Below are 16016 nucleotides of genomic sequence, written 5' to 3' on the forward strand. Positions count from 1 at the left end.
ATGAAACAAAGAGTTGCAGTAGGTTTGTTGGGCGCCATGATGCTCGGTTCGCCGGCGTATGCCGATACAGTGCTGGGTGTGTATGCAGGTGCGCAAGCCTGGAACATGGACACAGAGGGGCAATTTGGCACCACGAGTGATACGGAGTCCTTCTCGTTTGACACCGAAACCAAGGGGACGCTCTATCTTGCACTGGAACATCCAGTACCCTTGATTCCGAATATTAAAATCAGTCGCACCAATATGGACAGCAGTGGCGACACAACGCTCAGCAAAGCGTTTGAATTTGGCGATGAGCTATTTGCAGTGGATGCCGATTTGAGCGGCGAGTTCGATTTGACGACTACCGACTTCATCCTTTATTACGAGTTATTCGATAACGATCTGGTCAGTTTCGACTTTGGCATCAATGGTAAATACGTTGATGGTACGCTACTCGTTGCTGAAACGGGTGGTACTGGGTTGCAATCAGACGTTGAGTTCAGCGGCGTGGTACCCATGCTGTATAGCCGCGCACAGTTTGGTCTGCCCTTTACCGGGTGGGGTGTCTATGCCGAAGGCAGTTATTTATCCATCGATGATAACACCCTGAGCGACTATCAAGTCGCGATTGTTTACAACATGATTGAAAGCCTGGCGATAGATATGACGCTGCAGGCCGGCTATCGCGCGACCAATCTTGAGCTAGACGATTTGGACGACGTGTATACCGATATTGAGTTCAGTGGCGTGTTCGCAGGCGTCGAACTGCATTTTTAATGTGCATTTTGGTGCTACGCATCCTGATTTGCTTTTCGTAAGCTCATTAGGTAATAAAAAATTTAAATTTATTCTTTCCAGTTATGCATAAACCTCGTTAGCCTTGACGGTGAAATCTGTCGAGGTTAACGAATTTATGTCTTCTTCAAACAAGCCAGCCCAACCAGCTACTGCGACGCTCAGCGATGCTCAGTTAAATGCGATATCGCAGGCATTTGCATCATTGAGCAGTGAACAGCTGATCTGGGTAAGCGGTTATGCTGCGGGCCTTGCTCAACAGACAACGGGCAACGTCCCCGGGCTTTCAGCCGTGCCAACGCCCAATGCGCAATTAACCATCTTGTATGGCTCACAGACTGGCAATGCAAAAGGCGTTGCAGAGCAATACAAAACCCAGCTTGATGGCGCAGGTGTGCCAGCTAGAGTGATAAGCATGGCTGACTATAAGCCGCGTCAGTTGAAAAGCGAATCGCACGTGGTAATTATTGTCAGTACGCACGGCGAAGGCGACGCGCCTGATGATGCAGTCGAATTGCATGAATTCCTGGCGAGCAAAAAGGCGCCCAAACTGCCATCTCTTAAATATTCCGTGCTAGGGTTAGGCGACAGTAGCTACGAGTTTTTCTGCCAGACGGCCAAAGATTTTGATACCAGGCTGGCGGCGCTAGGTGCTAAATCGGTAGTGACTCGGGTTGATTGCGATGTTGACTACGAACAGCCCGCAAATGACTGGGGAGAAGCGGTAAAGCAGGCAATGCAAGATGACCTTAAAAGCTCAGCCTCATCTCAGGTAGTGCAACTGCCTGGCGCGGTAAGTGCGCCCGCAACCCTGCAGTACAACAAGAAAAATCCCTATCAGGCGAGTCTGATCGAGAGCCTCAAAATTACTGGCCGTGATTCGGTTAAAGATATCAGACATATCGAAATATCCCTCGAAGACTCTGGCATACAGTACCGACCTGGTGATGCGTTGGGTGTATGGTTTGACAATGATCCTGCACTGGTCAATGAGGTGCTATCTTTATTGTCACTGGATGCCGATTGCTCGGTAACGGTTGCGGAAGAATCAATGACGCTTCGCGAAGCATTAAGTAGCAAACTCGAGTTAACCCTCAGCTATCCGGGGTTTGTCAAGGCCTATCAGGCGGCCTCAAATAGTGACAAACTGGCAGCGTTAATGGAGGACAGAAAAGCGCTGCGAGAATTCCTTGCCAGCAGGCAAATCGTCGACATTATCAGAGCCTATCCAGAGTCCATTTCTGCGCAGCAGCTGGTTGATGCCCTTCGTCCCATTACGCCTCGTTTGTACTCAATTGCCTCGGCACAGGCGGAGGTTGAAGATGAAGTGCACTTAACGGTCGCTATGGTGGATTTTGACGTAGATGGCATAGCTCGCTCAGGTGGTGCATCGAGCTTCCTGGGTAAGCGATTAGAGGAAGGCGCGCCAGTGCGCGTTTACGTTGAAAATAACGATAACTTCCGACTGCCGTCCGACCCAACCACACCAGTGATAATGGTTGGTCCGGGCACGGGTATTGCGCCATTTAGAGCGTTTATGCAGCAGCGCGATGCTGAACAGGCGACCGGTAAAAACTGGTTATTTTTTGGTAATCCTCACTTTACTCAAGACTTTTTGTATCAAACTGAATGGCAGGGCTATGTAAAGCAAGGCCTGCTAACAAATATTTCACTGGCGTTCTCCAGAGATCAGGCGCAAAAGCGCTACGTGCAGCATCGATTGCTTGAAGAGGCAAAAGAAGTGTTTGAGTGGCTTGAAAATGGCGCGCATTTTTATGTTTGCGGTGATGCCAATCAAATGGCCAAAGATGTCGAGCAGGCACTACTGACGATTATTGAACAGCAGGGCGGTAAAACCCCTCAGGAGGCAAAGCAATACTTGCTGTCATTGCGTAAAGCCAAACGTTATCAGAAGGATGTGTACTGATGAGCGAAAAACACAATGAATATGTTGTATCAGGCAAGCTCTCAGAAAATGAGCGCATCAAAAAAGACAGTAACTTTTTGCGCGGGACTATTGCTGAATATCTCAAAGATGACCTGACAGGTGGTTTTACTGCCGATAACTTCCAGCTGATTCGCTTTCATGGCATGTATCAGCAAGACGATCGTGACATTCGTGCAGAACGCACAAAGCAGAAATTAGAGCCTCTGCATAACGTCATGCTCAGAGCAAGACTGCCAGGCGGCGTAATAACGCCTGAGCAATGGTTAGTGATAGATCAGTTTGCCCAGGATTATTCTTTGTATGGCAGCATACGTCTGACTACACGCCAGACATTTCAATTCCACGGTGTACTGAAGCCGCACATTAAGCTAATGCATCAGACTCTCAATGAGGCAGGCATTGATTCCATTGCGACGGCCGGAGACGTAAACCGCAATGTGCTCTGCACTTCTAATCCAGTAGAGTCTGTGGTTCACCAGCAGGCCTGGGAATGGGCCAAAAAGATAAGTGAGCATTTACTTCCAAAGACTCGTGCCTATGCAGAAATATGGTTGGATGGAGAAAAGCTGGCGACGACCGACGAAGAACCCATTTTGGGCAGCAATTATTTACCCCGCAAATTTAAAACGACCGTTGTTATTCCTCCGCAGAACGACGTGGATGTCCATGCCAATGATTTGAACTTTGTCGCTATCGCCGAAGACGGCAAGCTTGTTGGCTTTAATGTGCTTGTTGGTGGCGGACTGGCAATGACGCATGGCGATACCTCAACCTATCCACGCAAAGCGACAGAATTCGGATATATCCCGTTAGATGACACTCTGGCGATTGCCGAGGCCGTAGTCACTACTCAGAGGGATTGGGGGAATCGGGTTAACCGTAAGAACGCAAAAACCAAATATACCCTCGAACGTGTCGGTGTTGATAACTTCAAAGCGGAAGTGGAAAGACGCGCCGGCGTCACCTTTGCACCGGTAAAACCTTATGAGTTTACCGGTCGGGGAGATAGATTCGGTTGGGTCGAAGGCATCGATGGAAAACACCATCTGACCCTGTTCATCGAGAACGGTCGAATCATTGATAGCCCTGAGCGTTCCCTGAAAACAGGCTGTGCGGAAATAGCCAAGGTCCACAAAGGCGATTTTAGACTCACTGCCAATCAGAATTTAATCATCGCGGGCGTGGCCACAGAAGATAAACAGCAGATTGAAGCATTGGCCAGACAACATGGATTGCTGCGTGATGATGTGTCTGCACAGCGTCTTGATTCGATGGCGTGCGTGTCGCTGCCAACCTGTCCATTGGCCATGGCGGAGGCAGAACGCTATCTACCCGATGCCGTAACGGAGCTGGAAGGCATTTTGGCTAAGCACGGTTTGCAACAAGACAGCATCATATACCGCATCACGGGATGCCCGAATGGTTGTGGAAGAGCCATGCTGGCCGAAGTGGGTTTGGTCGGCAAAGGGCCTGGCAAGTATAACCTCCATCTTGGCGGTAATCGCGAGGGCACCCGCATTCCTCGTATGTATCGGGAAAATATCAGTGACACAGATATTATGGCTGAGCTGGATACCCTGATTGGTCGCTGGGCGAAAGAGAGGGAGACCGGTGAAGCCTTTGGTGACTTTGTGATCCGTACGAATATCGTTAAGCCTGTCATCGATTCGGCTAGGGACTTTTATGACTAGCAGCGCACAGATCCTCGATTGGTCGGCCACAACGTCACTTGCGCTAGATGCAGACTCGGCTGAGATTGCTCTTGTAAATCAGCAGCTTGAATCCTTGAGTGCGCAACAGCGGGTTGAATGGGCCATGCAACATCTGCCCGGTCAACACATCATGTCATCGAGTTTTGGTGCGCAGTCTGCCGTCATGTTGCATATGGTAAATCAGGTCTCTCCGGGCATACCGGTGGTGCTGACTGACACAGGTTACTTGTTCCCGGAAACTTATCGTTTTATCGATGATATGACCGCGAGGCTGGGGCTTAATCTTAAGGTCTTTAGGGCTGAACTGTCTTCGGCCTGGCAAGAAGCACGGCACGGTAAGCTATGGGAACACGGTGTTGACGGTATTGAACAGTACAACAAAGTGAATAAAGTAGAACCCATGCAGCGTGCTCTTAGTGAGCTTGAGGCTGGTACCTGGTTTGCAGGCTTGCGACGCACACAGTCAGATAGCAGAGAAAAATTACCGGTGTTACAGCGAGTGGCAAAGCAGTTCAAGGTGTACCCGATCATCGATTGGAATAACAAACAGCTGCACGACTATCTCAAAGAGCATGGGTTGCCATATCATCCATTATGGGAAAAAGGCTATGTGTCGATTGGTGACTGGCATACCACCCGAGCACTTGAAGATGGCATGGATGAGCAGGATACGCGCTTTTTCGGTCTTAAACGTGAATGCGGTTTGCATGAACACGGCGATGGTATATAACGCCGCTACATACCTAGGTAATTTCAAATCCGGACTTCATTGTCGCCAGCAGCGCGTCAACATATCCAGCGTGGTGTTTTACACCGAACAAGCGCGCTAATTCAGCCCCGACGGGGGTAAACTTATAATATTTAAGCGCGATACCCGGGCGGCGCGCTGCGAGATAAAAGGTCCGTTCGCCGCAACGCCACTGGCTGCTGCTCTCTGTAGATAACTCACCGGATTCTAATTCACTGTTGTAGATCAGCTTCATATCTATCAGTGACAACAAGTCCGGATAGGCGAGCCCAAATTCAGACAGGTTCAATTGATGCGTTTTGGATAAGGTAAACAACTTCCACAACGCCGGGCGTTGATTAAAGCCTACTAGTATTCTCGGCGTGCTTTCGAATTTGCGTTTACTCGACAGGTTGACCGCGGTCGTAAACATTTTCGCTTCGCGATGGGTTAGCTGCTTTAACACTTGCAACGTGTTCAGCGAAAAGCTGCCCGGACGACTGGTTTCGACCGCAAAAATCTTGCCCCATACATCCTGCATGTGCGGAGAATGAATATTTTCTGCCAAATCTATAAAGCTGAAAAACCAATCTGCGTCGATGTGTTCTGGCCGACCCGAGTCAATATTGACAGTGAGTGCGACATTTAGCACTGCCTCGAGGTTCTTCAATTTACGCGCCGCCATCATTTGTTGACGACGCCTCGCTCTGCGATCTATGTCTGATTGCAAGATGGCGTCTGTAGATGGCGAAACACCGACTTGCGCAAACCATTGACTCATACGCGAATGCAGTTGCTGACGATCCACCTTATCGGCTTTGTTATCTGCTTCCCGCGTTTTACTGGCTTTATTGTCTTGTCGCTTTGGAACAGGAGTAATAGAAGCCGAAGTCGGAGTTTGAATCTTCATAGCATAAAAAGATGAACCAGATAGATCTATCTTCCCACCCCGAAAAGCGTTTGTCACCTGCACAAACCGGTGACTTAAAGTTTCCCTTTTCCCGTGTTTGGGATATGGTTAAGACTCACTGTGTTTATCTATTTGATTTTTTATGTCCGGCACCTCGTACGATAACGATGAACTGGTCTTTCTAAAAGAAGACGATGCCAGCACGGTTGCCCCTCAGACCTATGGGCACTGGAATATTTTGATCGTGGATGATGACGAGGAAATCCACTCAGTAACGCGTCTGGCCCTTTCCGACCTTATCCTCAATGATAAAAAGTTAAACTTTTTGCATGCCTACTCTGGTGAACAGGCTCTGGAGACACTACGCGAGTATGGTGGCGATATCGCCATTATTTTACTTGATGTAGTGATGGAGACAGATGACGCAGGCCTGATGGTCGCTAAAAAGATGCGTGAGGAGATGCAAATTGTTGAGCCGCGCATCATTTTACGTACCGGGCAGCCAGGCTATGCACCCGAAGAGAGTGTCATAAAAGAATATGACATCAATGATTACAAGACCAAAACCGAATTAACTCGCAGTAAATTAGTGACGACAGTTATCGCGTCATTACGCTCTTATCAACAAATTCTGACGATTAATCAAAGCCGGGTGGGCTTAGAAAAAATAATCAGTTCTTCGGCCAGCTTATTAGAGGAGCATTCGGTCAAGGAGTTCTGCGAGGGCGTTGTTACACAAATTTGTTCAATGATTGGCATTGATGCAGGTGGTATTGTCTGTGCCAGAGCCGGCTCTGTGCTCGATAAGGATGACAATGGCGTCTACGTGTTGGGCGCGGCAGGCGAATATGCGACTTATATCAATCAGCCGCTGGAGAGTATTCACGACGCTATGATCGTTGAGCACGTAAACCGTTGTTTGCGTTTGCAGCGGCATATATTTGATGAAGAGCTGACCGTCCTTTACATGAACAGCTCTGGCTACGAGGCCGCGGTTTACATGCGTATTTCCGGTCCAATTAGCCGGGTCAATCAACAGTTGATTGAAGTGTTTTTGTCCAGTATTTCTGTTGGTTATGAAAACGTGAATTTATTTCATCAACTAAGAAATGCGGCATTTAGAGATTGGCTGACGAAGCTCCCCAACCGTAATGAATTCATTAATATGCTGGACGCGCCAGCCTGCCTCGGGAAATGTAAAGACAAAGTGGTGGCGCTGATAGATATCAAACATTTTTCTGATGTTAATGATGGGCTTGGGCAGGAGACCGGGAATAAGCTGCTACGAGCAGTAGCAGACCGGTTGGTTCATACTTTTGGCGATGCGGTTAAAAAAGGCCGGATTGCGGCTGACGTTTTTGGGTTGATGGGCTCTGCTGAAAAAATTAACCCTGTGGCCCTCAATATGCTCTTTCAGAAGTCCTTTCATGCCGGCGAGCATACCCTGCCGGTCAATGTCACCATTGGTTTTTGTCGACTGAGTGATGAGAGCGGTCACGGTAACACCAGTCTCAAACGCGCTAATATTGCGCTCAACAACGCAAAGAAAAATATTACAGATAACTTTGAGTATTACGCGCCAGAAATGGAAGAGAAGACCACCTGGCGTCTGGGCATGATACGTCAATTACGAAATGACTTTGCTGAGCGCAAGTTAGAGTTGTGGTATCAGCCCCAGATTGACCTGGTCAGTGAAAACATCGTTGGTATGGAAGCGCTATTACGCTGGCCATCAGAAGACGGCGGTTATATATCACCTGCTGTGTTTGTGCCGCTGGCCGAATATTCCGGGTTGATTGTCGACATTGGTGAATGGGTACTACAGGAATCTTGCAGCAAGCTTCGCTTGTTATGTGACAAGGGTTATCAGAACCTGCGTGTTGCGGTCAATATCTCGATACCGCAGTTCCGCGATCCAAGATTTGTCGATGTGGTAAAAGAAACGCTGACAAAATATGACCTGAGTCCCGAGCTTTTAGAGCTCGAAATCACCGAGAGTGTGGTGATGGATGAGCCGCAGATAGTCATTGATGCGTTGAAAGAGTTGAAGGAATTTGGTGTAAAAATTGCCATCGATGACTTTGGCACCGGTTTCTCTTCGATGAGTTATTTACAGCAGCTGCCTCTGGACAGACTGAAAGTGGATCGCTCATTTGTCAGTGAGGTTAAGCCAGGCAGCAGCGCATTTATCGCCGAAACCATTGTGACATTGGGCAACAAGCTCGGCTTGCAAACCATTGCGGAAGGGGTGGAAAAGAAAGAGCAGGCCAGTTACATGCTGAAGCTGGGTTGTGATGAGGCCCAGGGCTATTTATATGCCAAGCCCATGCCGTATGATGAACTACTTAGCTTTTTGGCCGATAAAATCAGCCAAGAAAACGACTGATACGCTCGCGTAGTGCGGGCAATACATCCCGTTCAAACCAGTCATTTCTTTTTAGCCAGATATTGTTGCGTGGAGATGGGTGAGGCAACGGGAAGTGCCTCGGTTGATAATCCTGCCAATGCATCACTCTCTGGGTCAAAGAGCGCTTGTCGTTTAAATAGTATGATTGAGCATACTGGCCGACAAGAAGGATCATCGGTGATTGGATGTGGGCAGTGATTTTACTGTGCCACGTCGTTGCGCATACAGCTGGCGGGGGTAAGTCACCGGTTTTGCCGCGTCCCAGATAGCAAAATGCCATTGGTAATAGTGCAATGTACTGACTGTTGTAAAACGTCTCATCGTCTATTCCCATCCAGGCTCGTAGTCGTTCTCCAGACGGATCGTTCCATGGCGTATGGGTAGCATGGGCTTTTGCGCCCGGAGCCTGTCCCACGATCATCAACCTGGCACTGGCGGAGACCTGTAGAACGGGGCGCGGATGATAAGGTAATGATGCTTTACACAGTGTGCATTGATTCACCTGGGTAAGTAACGAAGACAACACTGTGTTTGCGTCTCCTGCCTTACAAAATGATGTATTACTCACTGCTAATCAGATAGACCATTACCGAAGCGCCCTTCCACTCAGAAAAGCCTGTTTAGTCCATTCAATGCCGCTACCCGATAAGCCTCCGCCATGGTCGGATAGTTAAACGTGTTAGCGACAAAATATTCGATAGTATTGGCCTCGCCTTTTTGTTGCATGATCGCCTGGCCGATATGCACAATTTCCGACGCACGCTCTCCGAAACAATGTATCCCCAGTACTTCTTTCGTTTCGCGATGGAACAAGATCTTTAAACTGCCTACCTGTGTTGATGCAATCTGCGCTCGGGCAAGGTGCTTAAATTGAGCACGGCCCACCTCATAGGGGATTTTCTGTTGCGTGAGTTCCTGCTCGGTTTTGCCTACTGAGCTAATTTCAGGAATGGTGTAAATACCGGTAGGAATGTCTTCTACAAGACTCTTATGAGTCTCTCCATCCAGCATTGCTTCGGCGGCAAAACGGCCCTGGTTATAAGCTGCCGAGGCCAGACTTGGATAACCAATGACATCTCCGACAGCATAAATGTTGTCGGCCTGGGTTTTATAGTTTCGGTCAACCTGCAGCTGTCCTCGTGAATCTGACTTCAGTCCAACCGCATCGAGATTGAGCATGTCGGTGTTGCCGGTTCTACCGTTTGCAAAAAGCATACAGTCAGCCTTCATGCGTTTACCGGATTGAAGGTTGAGGATCACGCAATCATCATGACCTTCTACAGATGCATACTCTTCCATATGGCGGATCACAACGCCGTTATTCCATAAGTGATAACTGAGTGAGTCTGACACTTCAGCATCCAAAAATGAAAGCAATCGGTCACGCATGTTCACCAAATCGACTTTGACGCCCATACCCCGGAAAATAGAGGCATATTCGGTACCGATGACCCCTGCACCATAGATGATGATAGATTGGGGATCATGGTCGAGTGACAGAATAGAGTCGGAGTTATAGATCCGCGGGTGATCAAAGTCGATATCGCCAGGTGTGTAAGGGCGGGAACCGGTTGCAATAGCGAACTTTTCTGCGGTTACCGTATCGATAGAGCCATCAGGTTTTTTGACCTGAATAGTGTTTTGGTCGATAAACGATGCTTCGCCAAAGACCAGCGTCACTTTGTTACGTTCATAAAACGTTGAACGTAACTTGGACTGTTTTCTTATCACGCCACTCGCATGCTGCAGGATCTGCGCAAATGTCAGGTGATGAGCACGGTTATTCTCAGTAAAGAATGGCGTATTGTTGTACTCAATAAGACGGCTGACAGAGTGTCGCAGGGCCTTGGACGGAATCGTTCCCCAATGCGTGCAGCCACCGCCTACAGAATCGTGGCGCTCGATTACGGCGACCCGTTTGCCAGCCTTGGCAAGCTGCATGGCCACGCCTTCACCGCCCGGACCTGTGCCAATGACCACGGCGTCGAATTGATACTGAGGTAGGGTGGGCTTCTTTTGGGCTTTGGTGGATTTTGACGCTGAGCTCACGACTCACTCCAAGTGATTGATATGAAATGAGTTAACTACAAAAACAAGAAAGGGGCAAGTTAAGCCCCTTTTGTCGTCAGTTGTTATGACTACGCGGTAACAAAGTCGAGCTGATATAACTGTAGCCATTTCTCTCTTTGTAGCGCTAACGATTGCTTTAATTCCTTGTATTTAAAGTCAAGTTCCAGTCGCTCATAGCTTCTAAGAACCTGGCGCTTTTTAAGCTCCATCAGGCGCTTTTTAGTCGCGTAATAGTCGCCAATACGCTGTACCAAGAGGTCGTATTCACTCTGTAGCTTTTGTTTTATCTCATCTGCATTGGGCAATGTTGATATTTTTTCGCTGGCGCGCTGAAGCTGCATCGCTGCTCTCGCTTTTTCTATGCGCTCTTCTGGCGTCCTGCGTAAATTTTTTGTCAGGCCGACAAAAGACAGGCCACGGATTAACCATTTCGTCGGGTCGAATTGATACCAGCGGATTCCGTTACGATAGTCATATTCAAAAATATGATGGAAGTTGTGATAGCCCTCGCCAAATGTGAACAGGGCAAGAAATCCGTTGTCTCGGGCGGTATTTTTGTCGGTGTAAGGTTGGCGACCCCAGATATGGGCCAGCGAGTTTATGAAAAACGTCACATGATGCACCATCACCAGACGAAATACGCCAGCCAACAGTACCATGCTAAGCACATCACCATTCATCCAGCCCAGCAGGGCGGCAATGCCAAAGTTCGATACCAACACGATAGGTAAGTAGTATTTATGCTGCCACATGACAATCTTGTCTTTCTGCAAATCCCTGCAATTTGCATAGTCGTCATATCGATGAGCCTGATATTCGCGCAGCATCCAGCCAATGTGTGAATACCAAAATCCGCGCTTTGCTGAATAGGGGTCTTTATCATTGTCATCAACGTGTCGGTGATGAATACGGTGATCTGACGCCCAGTGCAGGATGCTGTTCTGTAACGCCATGGCGCCACCGACAGCAAGAATTGCTCTGACCACGACATTGGCATCATAGGTTTTATGTGACCATAGCCTATGGTAGCCAGCGGTAATCGACATACCAGTAAAGAAGAACAGGAAGATGGTCGCGCCAATTTCAACAGCGTCAAAACCAAATGATACAGCCCATAGCGGCACCACGATAAACGCTATGATACTGGTTATCAGAAACACCAGCACGTTGGTGAGAATGAGTCGAGGAGGAGATTCTTTTGCTTGCATTTAAACTACGAATATTTCAGCTTACACTTGTACGCTAATTTAACTTTTAGTGTTACGGTTAGCAAGCAAATTCGTCTGTCATTCATCGCGACTTATGATGACTTTGTAGTAATATTACGAGCTCATCTGCCAGGCCAAGAAATCCGTTATGAGTCGACAGGAACAAAAGCGTAAAACTCGGGAAAATATAATCAATGCTGCGTTCAGTTTGCTCGATGAGCAGCGGAGTCTGTCGGCGATCAGCCTGCGTGAAGTGGCGCGGGCTGCAGGTATAGCACCAACGTCCTTTTATCGACATTTTAAAGACATAGACGAACTCGGTCTGACGTTAGTAGATGAGGCAGGACTCGCTCTGCGTCAGCTAATGCGTCAGGCAAGATTGCGTATTGAATCAGGCGGAAGAGTAATTGATACATCCGTAGATACGTTTATGGAATTTATTACCGCCAATGCTAATGAGTTCCGTCTTCTCCTGCGTGAACATACAGGCACCTCGATGGCATTTCGAAAAGCAGTATTGCGAGAGATCCAGCATTTTACCGAGGAGTTGACCCACTATATCCTGACGCGTCAGAAACTCAGCACATCGTTGGCAAATCTGCAGGCCGAGGCAATGGTGAAATTGGTATTTAGTGCCGGTGCCGAAGCGTTGGAATCCGATGCACACAAGCGCCAACAAATTGGTGCTCGGGTAAAACAGCAGCTACGTTTCATTCAACGCGGTGCGCAGTTCTATGCTGAACCTTAACGTTTACTCAGGTAGACACCACACTCAGCGTGATGGGTATAAGGAAACTGATCGAATAAGGCAAAACGCTTGATATCGTGGGTCTGTGTCAAACTGTCCAGATTATCAGCGAGTGTCTCCGGGTTACACGAGATGTAAATGATGTTGTCGTATTCAGACACCAGATTGAGCGTTGTATGATCAAGGCCACTGCGTGGGGGGTCGACAAGTACCGTGTTGCATTGGTATGTCGCGAGGTCCACGCCTTCTAATCGCTTAAATTGTCTTTCTCCACGCATAGCCTGCACAAATTCTTCACTGGAAAGACGAATGATGCTGACGTTGTCGACATTGTTTTCTTTGATATTGAACTGCGCAGCTGCAACTGACGTCTTGGATATCTCGGTGGCCAGCACGTTGTCAAAATAACCGGCAAGCGGAATACTGAAATTACCCGCGCCACAGTAGAGCTCAAGCAAATCACCACTGAGATCCTGGCAGATACTCTGTGTCCAGCAGATCATGCGAATGTTCACTTGTGCATTTGGCTGAGTGAAACTGTTTTCAGCCTGCTTGAACATATATTGTCGGTCATTGACGGTAAGGTTTTCGACCACATAGTCTCTGTGCAGAATACATTTTTGCTTGCGTGCGCGCCCGACAATATCGATACGATACTGCTGTCTCAGCTCAGTTAACAATGCTTCAGCAGCTTGCTGCCATTCGTCATCAAGTGGCTTGTGATACAACAACGACACGACTATCTCGCCGCTAAGTGTACTCAGGTAGTCTATCTGGAAAAGCTTGCGCCGTAGTACAGGGATCATCCTGACACGGTCCAGTAGCGAGCTCATCACCTGATTGATTAACGTGCTGGCGATCGGAAACTGGTCAACGCGATATTTTTGCTTCGTGTTCTGGTCAAACATGATGTGATAAAGGTCATCGCCATCGTGCCAGACGCGAAATTCCGCGCGCATTCTGAAATGCTCAACAGGCGAGGCATACACCTCGATCTCTGGCACAGAGAAGCGTGCAAACTGCTGTTGCAAAACCAGTTTCTTATTATCAAGCTGAGCCTGATAAGTGCTCACATCAATGTCGTTCAAGCGCATATTTAACACAGAGAATGGTACAAAGCGCCGGATTGTATCTATTCTAGACTAGAGTGCAATGACAACTAACGTTAACGACAGATTAAATAATCAGCATTCTCTGCCGATAATAATAGACGAGGTAAAGTGGGAGAAAAGTCATGAGCATTGATCCGGTCAATGTCAGGCCTAGTGATGCGTCGTCAGCGCCAGCAGGTAAAGATCCATTAAAGCAAAAGACAGATGCTCAGTTACAAAAGATGGGGCTGGAGCAGGCTCGTAATGGTATTAACGTGCCCGCAAAGGGCGATACAGCAAGCGTTTCTGCACAGAATACGGTTGGGCTACGAATAGTCAGTTACTCTTATAGCGAATCTGTAGTCGTTGACGAGCGTAAGCCGCGTCTACCCGATGTTGACAAGGAAAAGAAGGATACATCGCTATTCGACTTTGAAGAAGTGGCGAAAAACGTGATGAATTTTGTTGGCGGCGTCATTAAAGGCGCCGCACAAAGCGGTGCTGATCAGGACAAACTGGAAAGCCTTTTTGAGCAAGCTCGTCGAGGTGTAGGGATGGGGGTGGAAATGGCACGCCGTGATTTGGGCGGGATGGTCAACGATACCATTGACACCGGAATCAAACGCAGTCAGGAACTCATTGAGCAAGGCATTGGTGCGCTAGAACAGGAATTGTTAACCGATAAACAAGCCCAGCAGGCGTCAGAGACACAGGTTGCTAATAGCAGTGAGCAACAGGCAGGACTGGTAATACGCACCAAAGATGGTGACGAAGTGTCTGTTTACTTTGGTCGCGCTGAATCCCAGTCATTGAACACACAATCTCGCGTGGCCAGTGCCGATGGTCAGATAACGCGCACTGAACAAAGCCAGTTTGAATATAGCAGGCAACAGCAGTTTTCAATTGCTGTCTCAGGTGATATCGACAAACAGGAACTCGATGCAATAGGTAACTTGATAAATGATATTACTGACCTCGCCGATACGTTTTTCAATAAGGACATTGAATCCGCATTTGAGCAGGCAAAAGAATTAGGATACAACCGTGACGAGCTGGCAGGGTTTGCATTGCAGCTAAAACGTAGCGAATCAGTGTCTATCTCAAATGCGTACAGCGAAATTCAAAACCTGGATAAGAAACAGCAGAGCAACAAACCTTCAGAAGAACAAGGCGCTATCAGACGCGTAGTAGATTATATGGAGAAGCTCGAGGAAAGAATGGAAAGAGTTAATCAGCGCCTACAACCGCAAAACGGATTTGATCGTTTGGTCAGCGGCATCATTAATGAACTAGGGGTGGTTGGTACGCGTGACCTGGTTGATGCGATTAATCGCTTCCACACTGTCAATCAGCAACTGATCACTAATTATCCGATAAAGAGTGAGGGTGCAGCACAATGAGCCTGTGCTGCACTATAATTCAAGAGCGTCGCTTATGCGGCGCTTGATTTCTCTCTGGCCAGGCGAACTTTTAAGGTCCTGTCCTGAAATTCGGTGTCATTAAATTTCTCAATCGCTTTATCAGCATCTGCAGCGGCCATTTCCACGAATCCATAGCCTTTGCGCTTACCCGTACGACGGTCTTTCATCAGTCTTACTGAATGTACCTGAAACGATGTTGCAAAATGTTCCATCACTGCATCTTCATTCGCACGATAAGGAAGATTGCCGACATACAGCGTAGTAGTTTTGGTGGAGGATTTGGCTGGCGAATCGTCTGCCGGGGTTTTATTCCCTGACAATAAAGGAACAATAATCCCTCCAATCAATATACCGATAGCCAGACCGAATTCAGCGCTCGTACTGAACCCAGTTAATGGCAAAAGAATGTACGCGGCGACTGCTAAAATAACAGAGAATAAAAGATTAAAAACGAAGGATGACTTCATGTGCTACCTTTACTTTATATTTATTTGTTTATAGGCAAGAAAATCATCGGTCATGTTACCGATTTATTTTCGAAGAGCCAACTTAATACCATATTGCCGCGCAAACCATCATTTTTGAATTTATTTTCAAATATGTGTTGACCTGACCAGTCAGGTCTGTAGAATGCGCGCTCGCTTCAACGCACTGGTCCTAATCAGCCAACTGTGCAAAAAGGCTGCAAAGCCCGTTTGAAGCGGTTTTCAGCGATGTCGATTGAAAAATATTTCAAACAAAATCGTTGACAAACAAAAGGGAAAGCGTAGAATGCGCGTCCCGCTTGAGGAGACTCAAGCAGCCTTCGAAGAAGGCAACGTTCTTTAAAAATTAGATACAAGACAATCTGTGTGGGCACTCGTGAAGATGAGTGTCACAACGAACCAAAATTCATATTTCGATATTTAATTGAAGAGTTTGATCATGGCTCAGATTGAACGCTGGCGGCAGGCCTAACACATGCAAGTCGAACGGTAACAGGAAGTGCTTGCACTTC

13 protein-coding genes and 1 rRNA gene are annotated in these 16016 nt (G+C 47.8%); 8 read left to right on the forward strand and 6 right to left on the reverse strand.

The features are described 5' to 3' along the window. The 4 genes from G441_RS0113480 to G441_RS0113495 all read left to right on the forward strand — a co-directional run bounded on the left by G441_RS0113480 (position 1) and on the right by G441_RS0113495 (position 5167). Entirely contained in the window at positions 1 to 759 is a 759-nt protein-coding gene (locus tag G441_RS0113480; RefSeq protein ID WP_026376836.1) for a TIGR04219 family outer membrane beta-barrel protein, read from the forward strand. Positions 760 to 895: 136 nt separating this feature from the next. Continuing rightward, the gene (locus tag G441_RS0113485) at positions 896 to 2704 is read left to right on the forward strand and encodes an assimilatory sulfite reductase (NADPH) flavoprotein subunit (RefSeq protein ID WP_026376837.1); all 1809 of its coding nucleotides are present in this window, start codon (positions 896 to 898) and stop codon (positions 2702 to 2704) included. Beyond that, entirely contained in the window at positions 2704 to 4416 is a 1713-nt protein-coding gene (cysI, locus tag G441_RS0113490) for an assimilatory sulfite reductase (NADPH) hemoprotein subunit (RefSeq protein ID WP_026376838.1), read from the forward strand. The genes G441_RS0113485 and cysI overlap by 1 nt, the downstream gene beginning before the upstream one ends. Continuing rightward, positions 4409 to 5167, forward strand: a complete 759-nt coding sequence (locus G441_RS0113495) for a phosphoadenylyl-sulfate reductase (protein WP_026376839.1) — start codon at positions 4409 to 4411, stop codon at positions 5165 to 5167. The genes cysI and G441_RS0113495 overlap by 8 nt, the downstream gene beginning before the upstream one ends. Positions 5168 to 5180: 13 nt before the next feature. Here G441_RS0113495 and G441_RS0113500 read toward each other — a convergent pair whose 3' ends face one another. Next, the gene (locus tag G441_RS0113500; RefSeq protein ID WP_026376840.1) at positions 5181 to 6074 is read right to left on the reverse strand and encodes a TIGR03899 family protein; all 894 of its coding nucleotides are present in this window, start codon (positions 6072 to 6074) and stop codon (positions 5181 to 5183) included. 142 nt (positions 6075 to 6216) lie between these two features. On the opposite strand from G441_RS0113500, the gene G441_RS0113505 reads away from it, so the two are divergent. Then, complete coding sequence (locus G441_RS0113505) at positions 6217 to 8460, forward strand: two-component system response regulator (RefSeq protein WP_026376841.1); 2244 nt, start codon at positions 6217 to 6219, stop codon at positions 8458 to 8460. Here the strand turns inward: G441_RS0113505 and G441_RS19575 are convergent. The 3 genes from G441_RS19575 to G441_RS0113515 all read right to left on the reverse strand — a co-directional run bounded on the left by G441_RS19575 (position 8441) and on the right by G441_RS0113515 (position 11759). Then, positions 8441 to 9007 carry a uracil-DNA glycosylase family protein gene (locus G441_RS19575; protein ID WP_084407381.1) on the reverse strand — a complete coding sequence of 189 codons (567 nt, stop codon included), beginning with the start codon at positions 9005 to 9007 and terminating at the stop codon, positions 8441 to 8443. The genes G441_RS0113505 and G441_RS19575 overlap by 20 nt on opposite strands. An 80-nt stretch (positions 9008 to 9087) precedes the next feature. After that, positions 9088 to 10530: a Si-specific NAD(P)(+) transhydrogenase gene (gene sthA / locus G441_RS0113510; protein ID WP_051275605.1), complete on the reverse strand. Its 1443-nt coding sequence runs from the start codon at positions 10528 to 10530 to the stop codon at positions 9088 to 9090. An 89-nt stretch (positions 10531 to 10619) separates the two neighbouring features. Continuing rightward, positions 10620 to 11759 (reverse strand): acyl-CoA desaturase, encoded by a 1140-nt coding sequence (locus tag G441_RS0113515; RefSeq protein WP_034475165.1) that lies wholly within the window; start codon positions 11757 to 11759, stop codon positions 10620 to 10622. Between the two features lie 148 nt (positions 11760 to 11907). Here G441_RS0113515 and fabR point away from each other — a divergent pair, with 148 nt between their 5' ends. After that, positions 11908 to 12507, forward strand: a complete 600-nt coding sequence (gene fabR, locus G441_RS0113520; RefSeq protein WP_026376844.1) for an HTH-type transcriptional repressor FabR — start codon at positions 11908 to 11910, stop codon at positions 12505 to 12507. Here the strand turns inward: fabR and trmA are convergent. Continuing rightward, on the reverse strand, positions 12504 to 13601 hold the full coding sequence (gene trmA, locus G441_RS0113525) for a tRNA (uridine(54)-C5)-methyltransferase TrmA (protein ID WP_026376845.1): 1098 nt from the start codon (positions 13599 to 13601) through the stop codon (positions 12504 to 12506). The genes fabR and trmA overlap by 4 nt on opposite strands. Before the next feature lie 140 nt (positions 13602 to 13741). Here trmA and G441_RS0113530 point away from each other — a divergent pair, with 140 nt between their 5' ends. Beyond that, positions 13742 to 14998, forward strand: a complete 1257-nt coding sequence (locus G441_RS0113530) for a DUF5610 domain-containing protein (RefSeq protein WP_026376846.1) — start codon at positions 13742 to 13744, stop codon at positions 14996 to 14998. Between the two features lie 32 nt (positions 14999 to 15030). On the opposite strand, the gene G441_RS0113535 is transcribed toward G441_RS0113530, so the two are convergent. Next, entirely contained in the window at positions 15031 to 15486 is a 456-nt protein-coding gene (locus G441_RS0113535; protein WP_026376847.1) for an RNA recognition motif domain-containing protein, read from the reverse strand. A gap of 439 nt (positions 15487 to 15925) precedes the next feature. Here G441_RS0113535 and G441_RS0113540 point away from each other — a divergent pair. After that, positions 15926 to 16016: ribosomal RNA gene (locus G441_RS0113540) — 16S ribosomal RNA — on the forward strand; the annotation flags it as partial.

This window comes from Aestuariibacter salexigens DSM 15300 (assembly GCF_000429145.1).
GTDB classification, from domain to species: domain Bacteria; phylum Pseudomonadota; class Gammaproteobacteria; order Enterobacterales; family Alteromonadaceae; genus Aestuariibacter; species Aestuariibacter salexigens.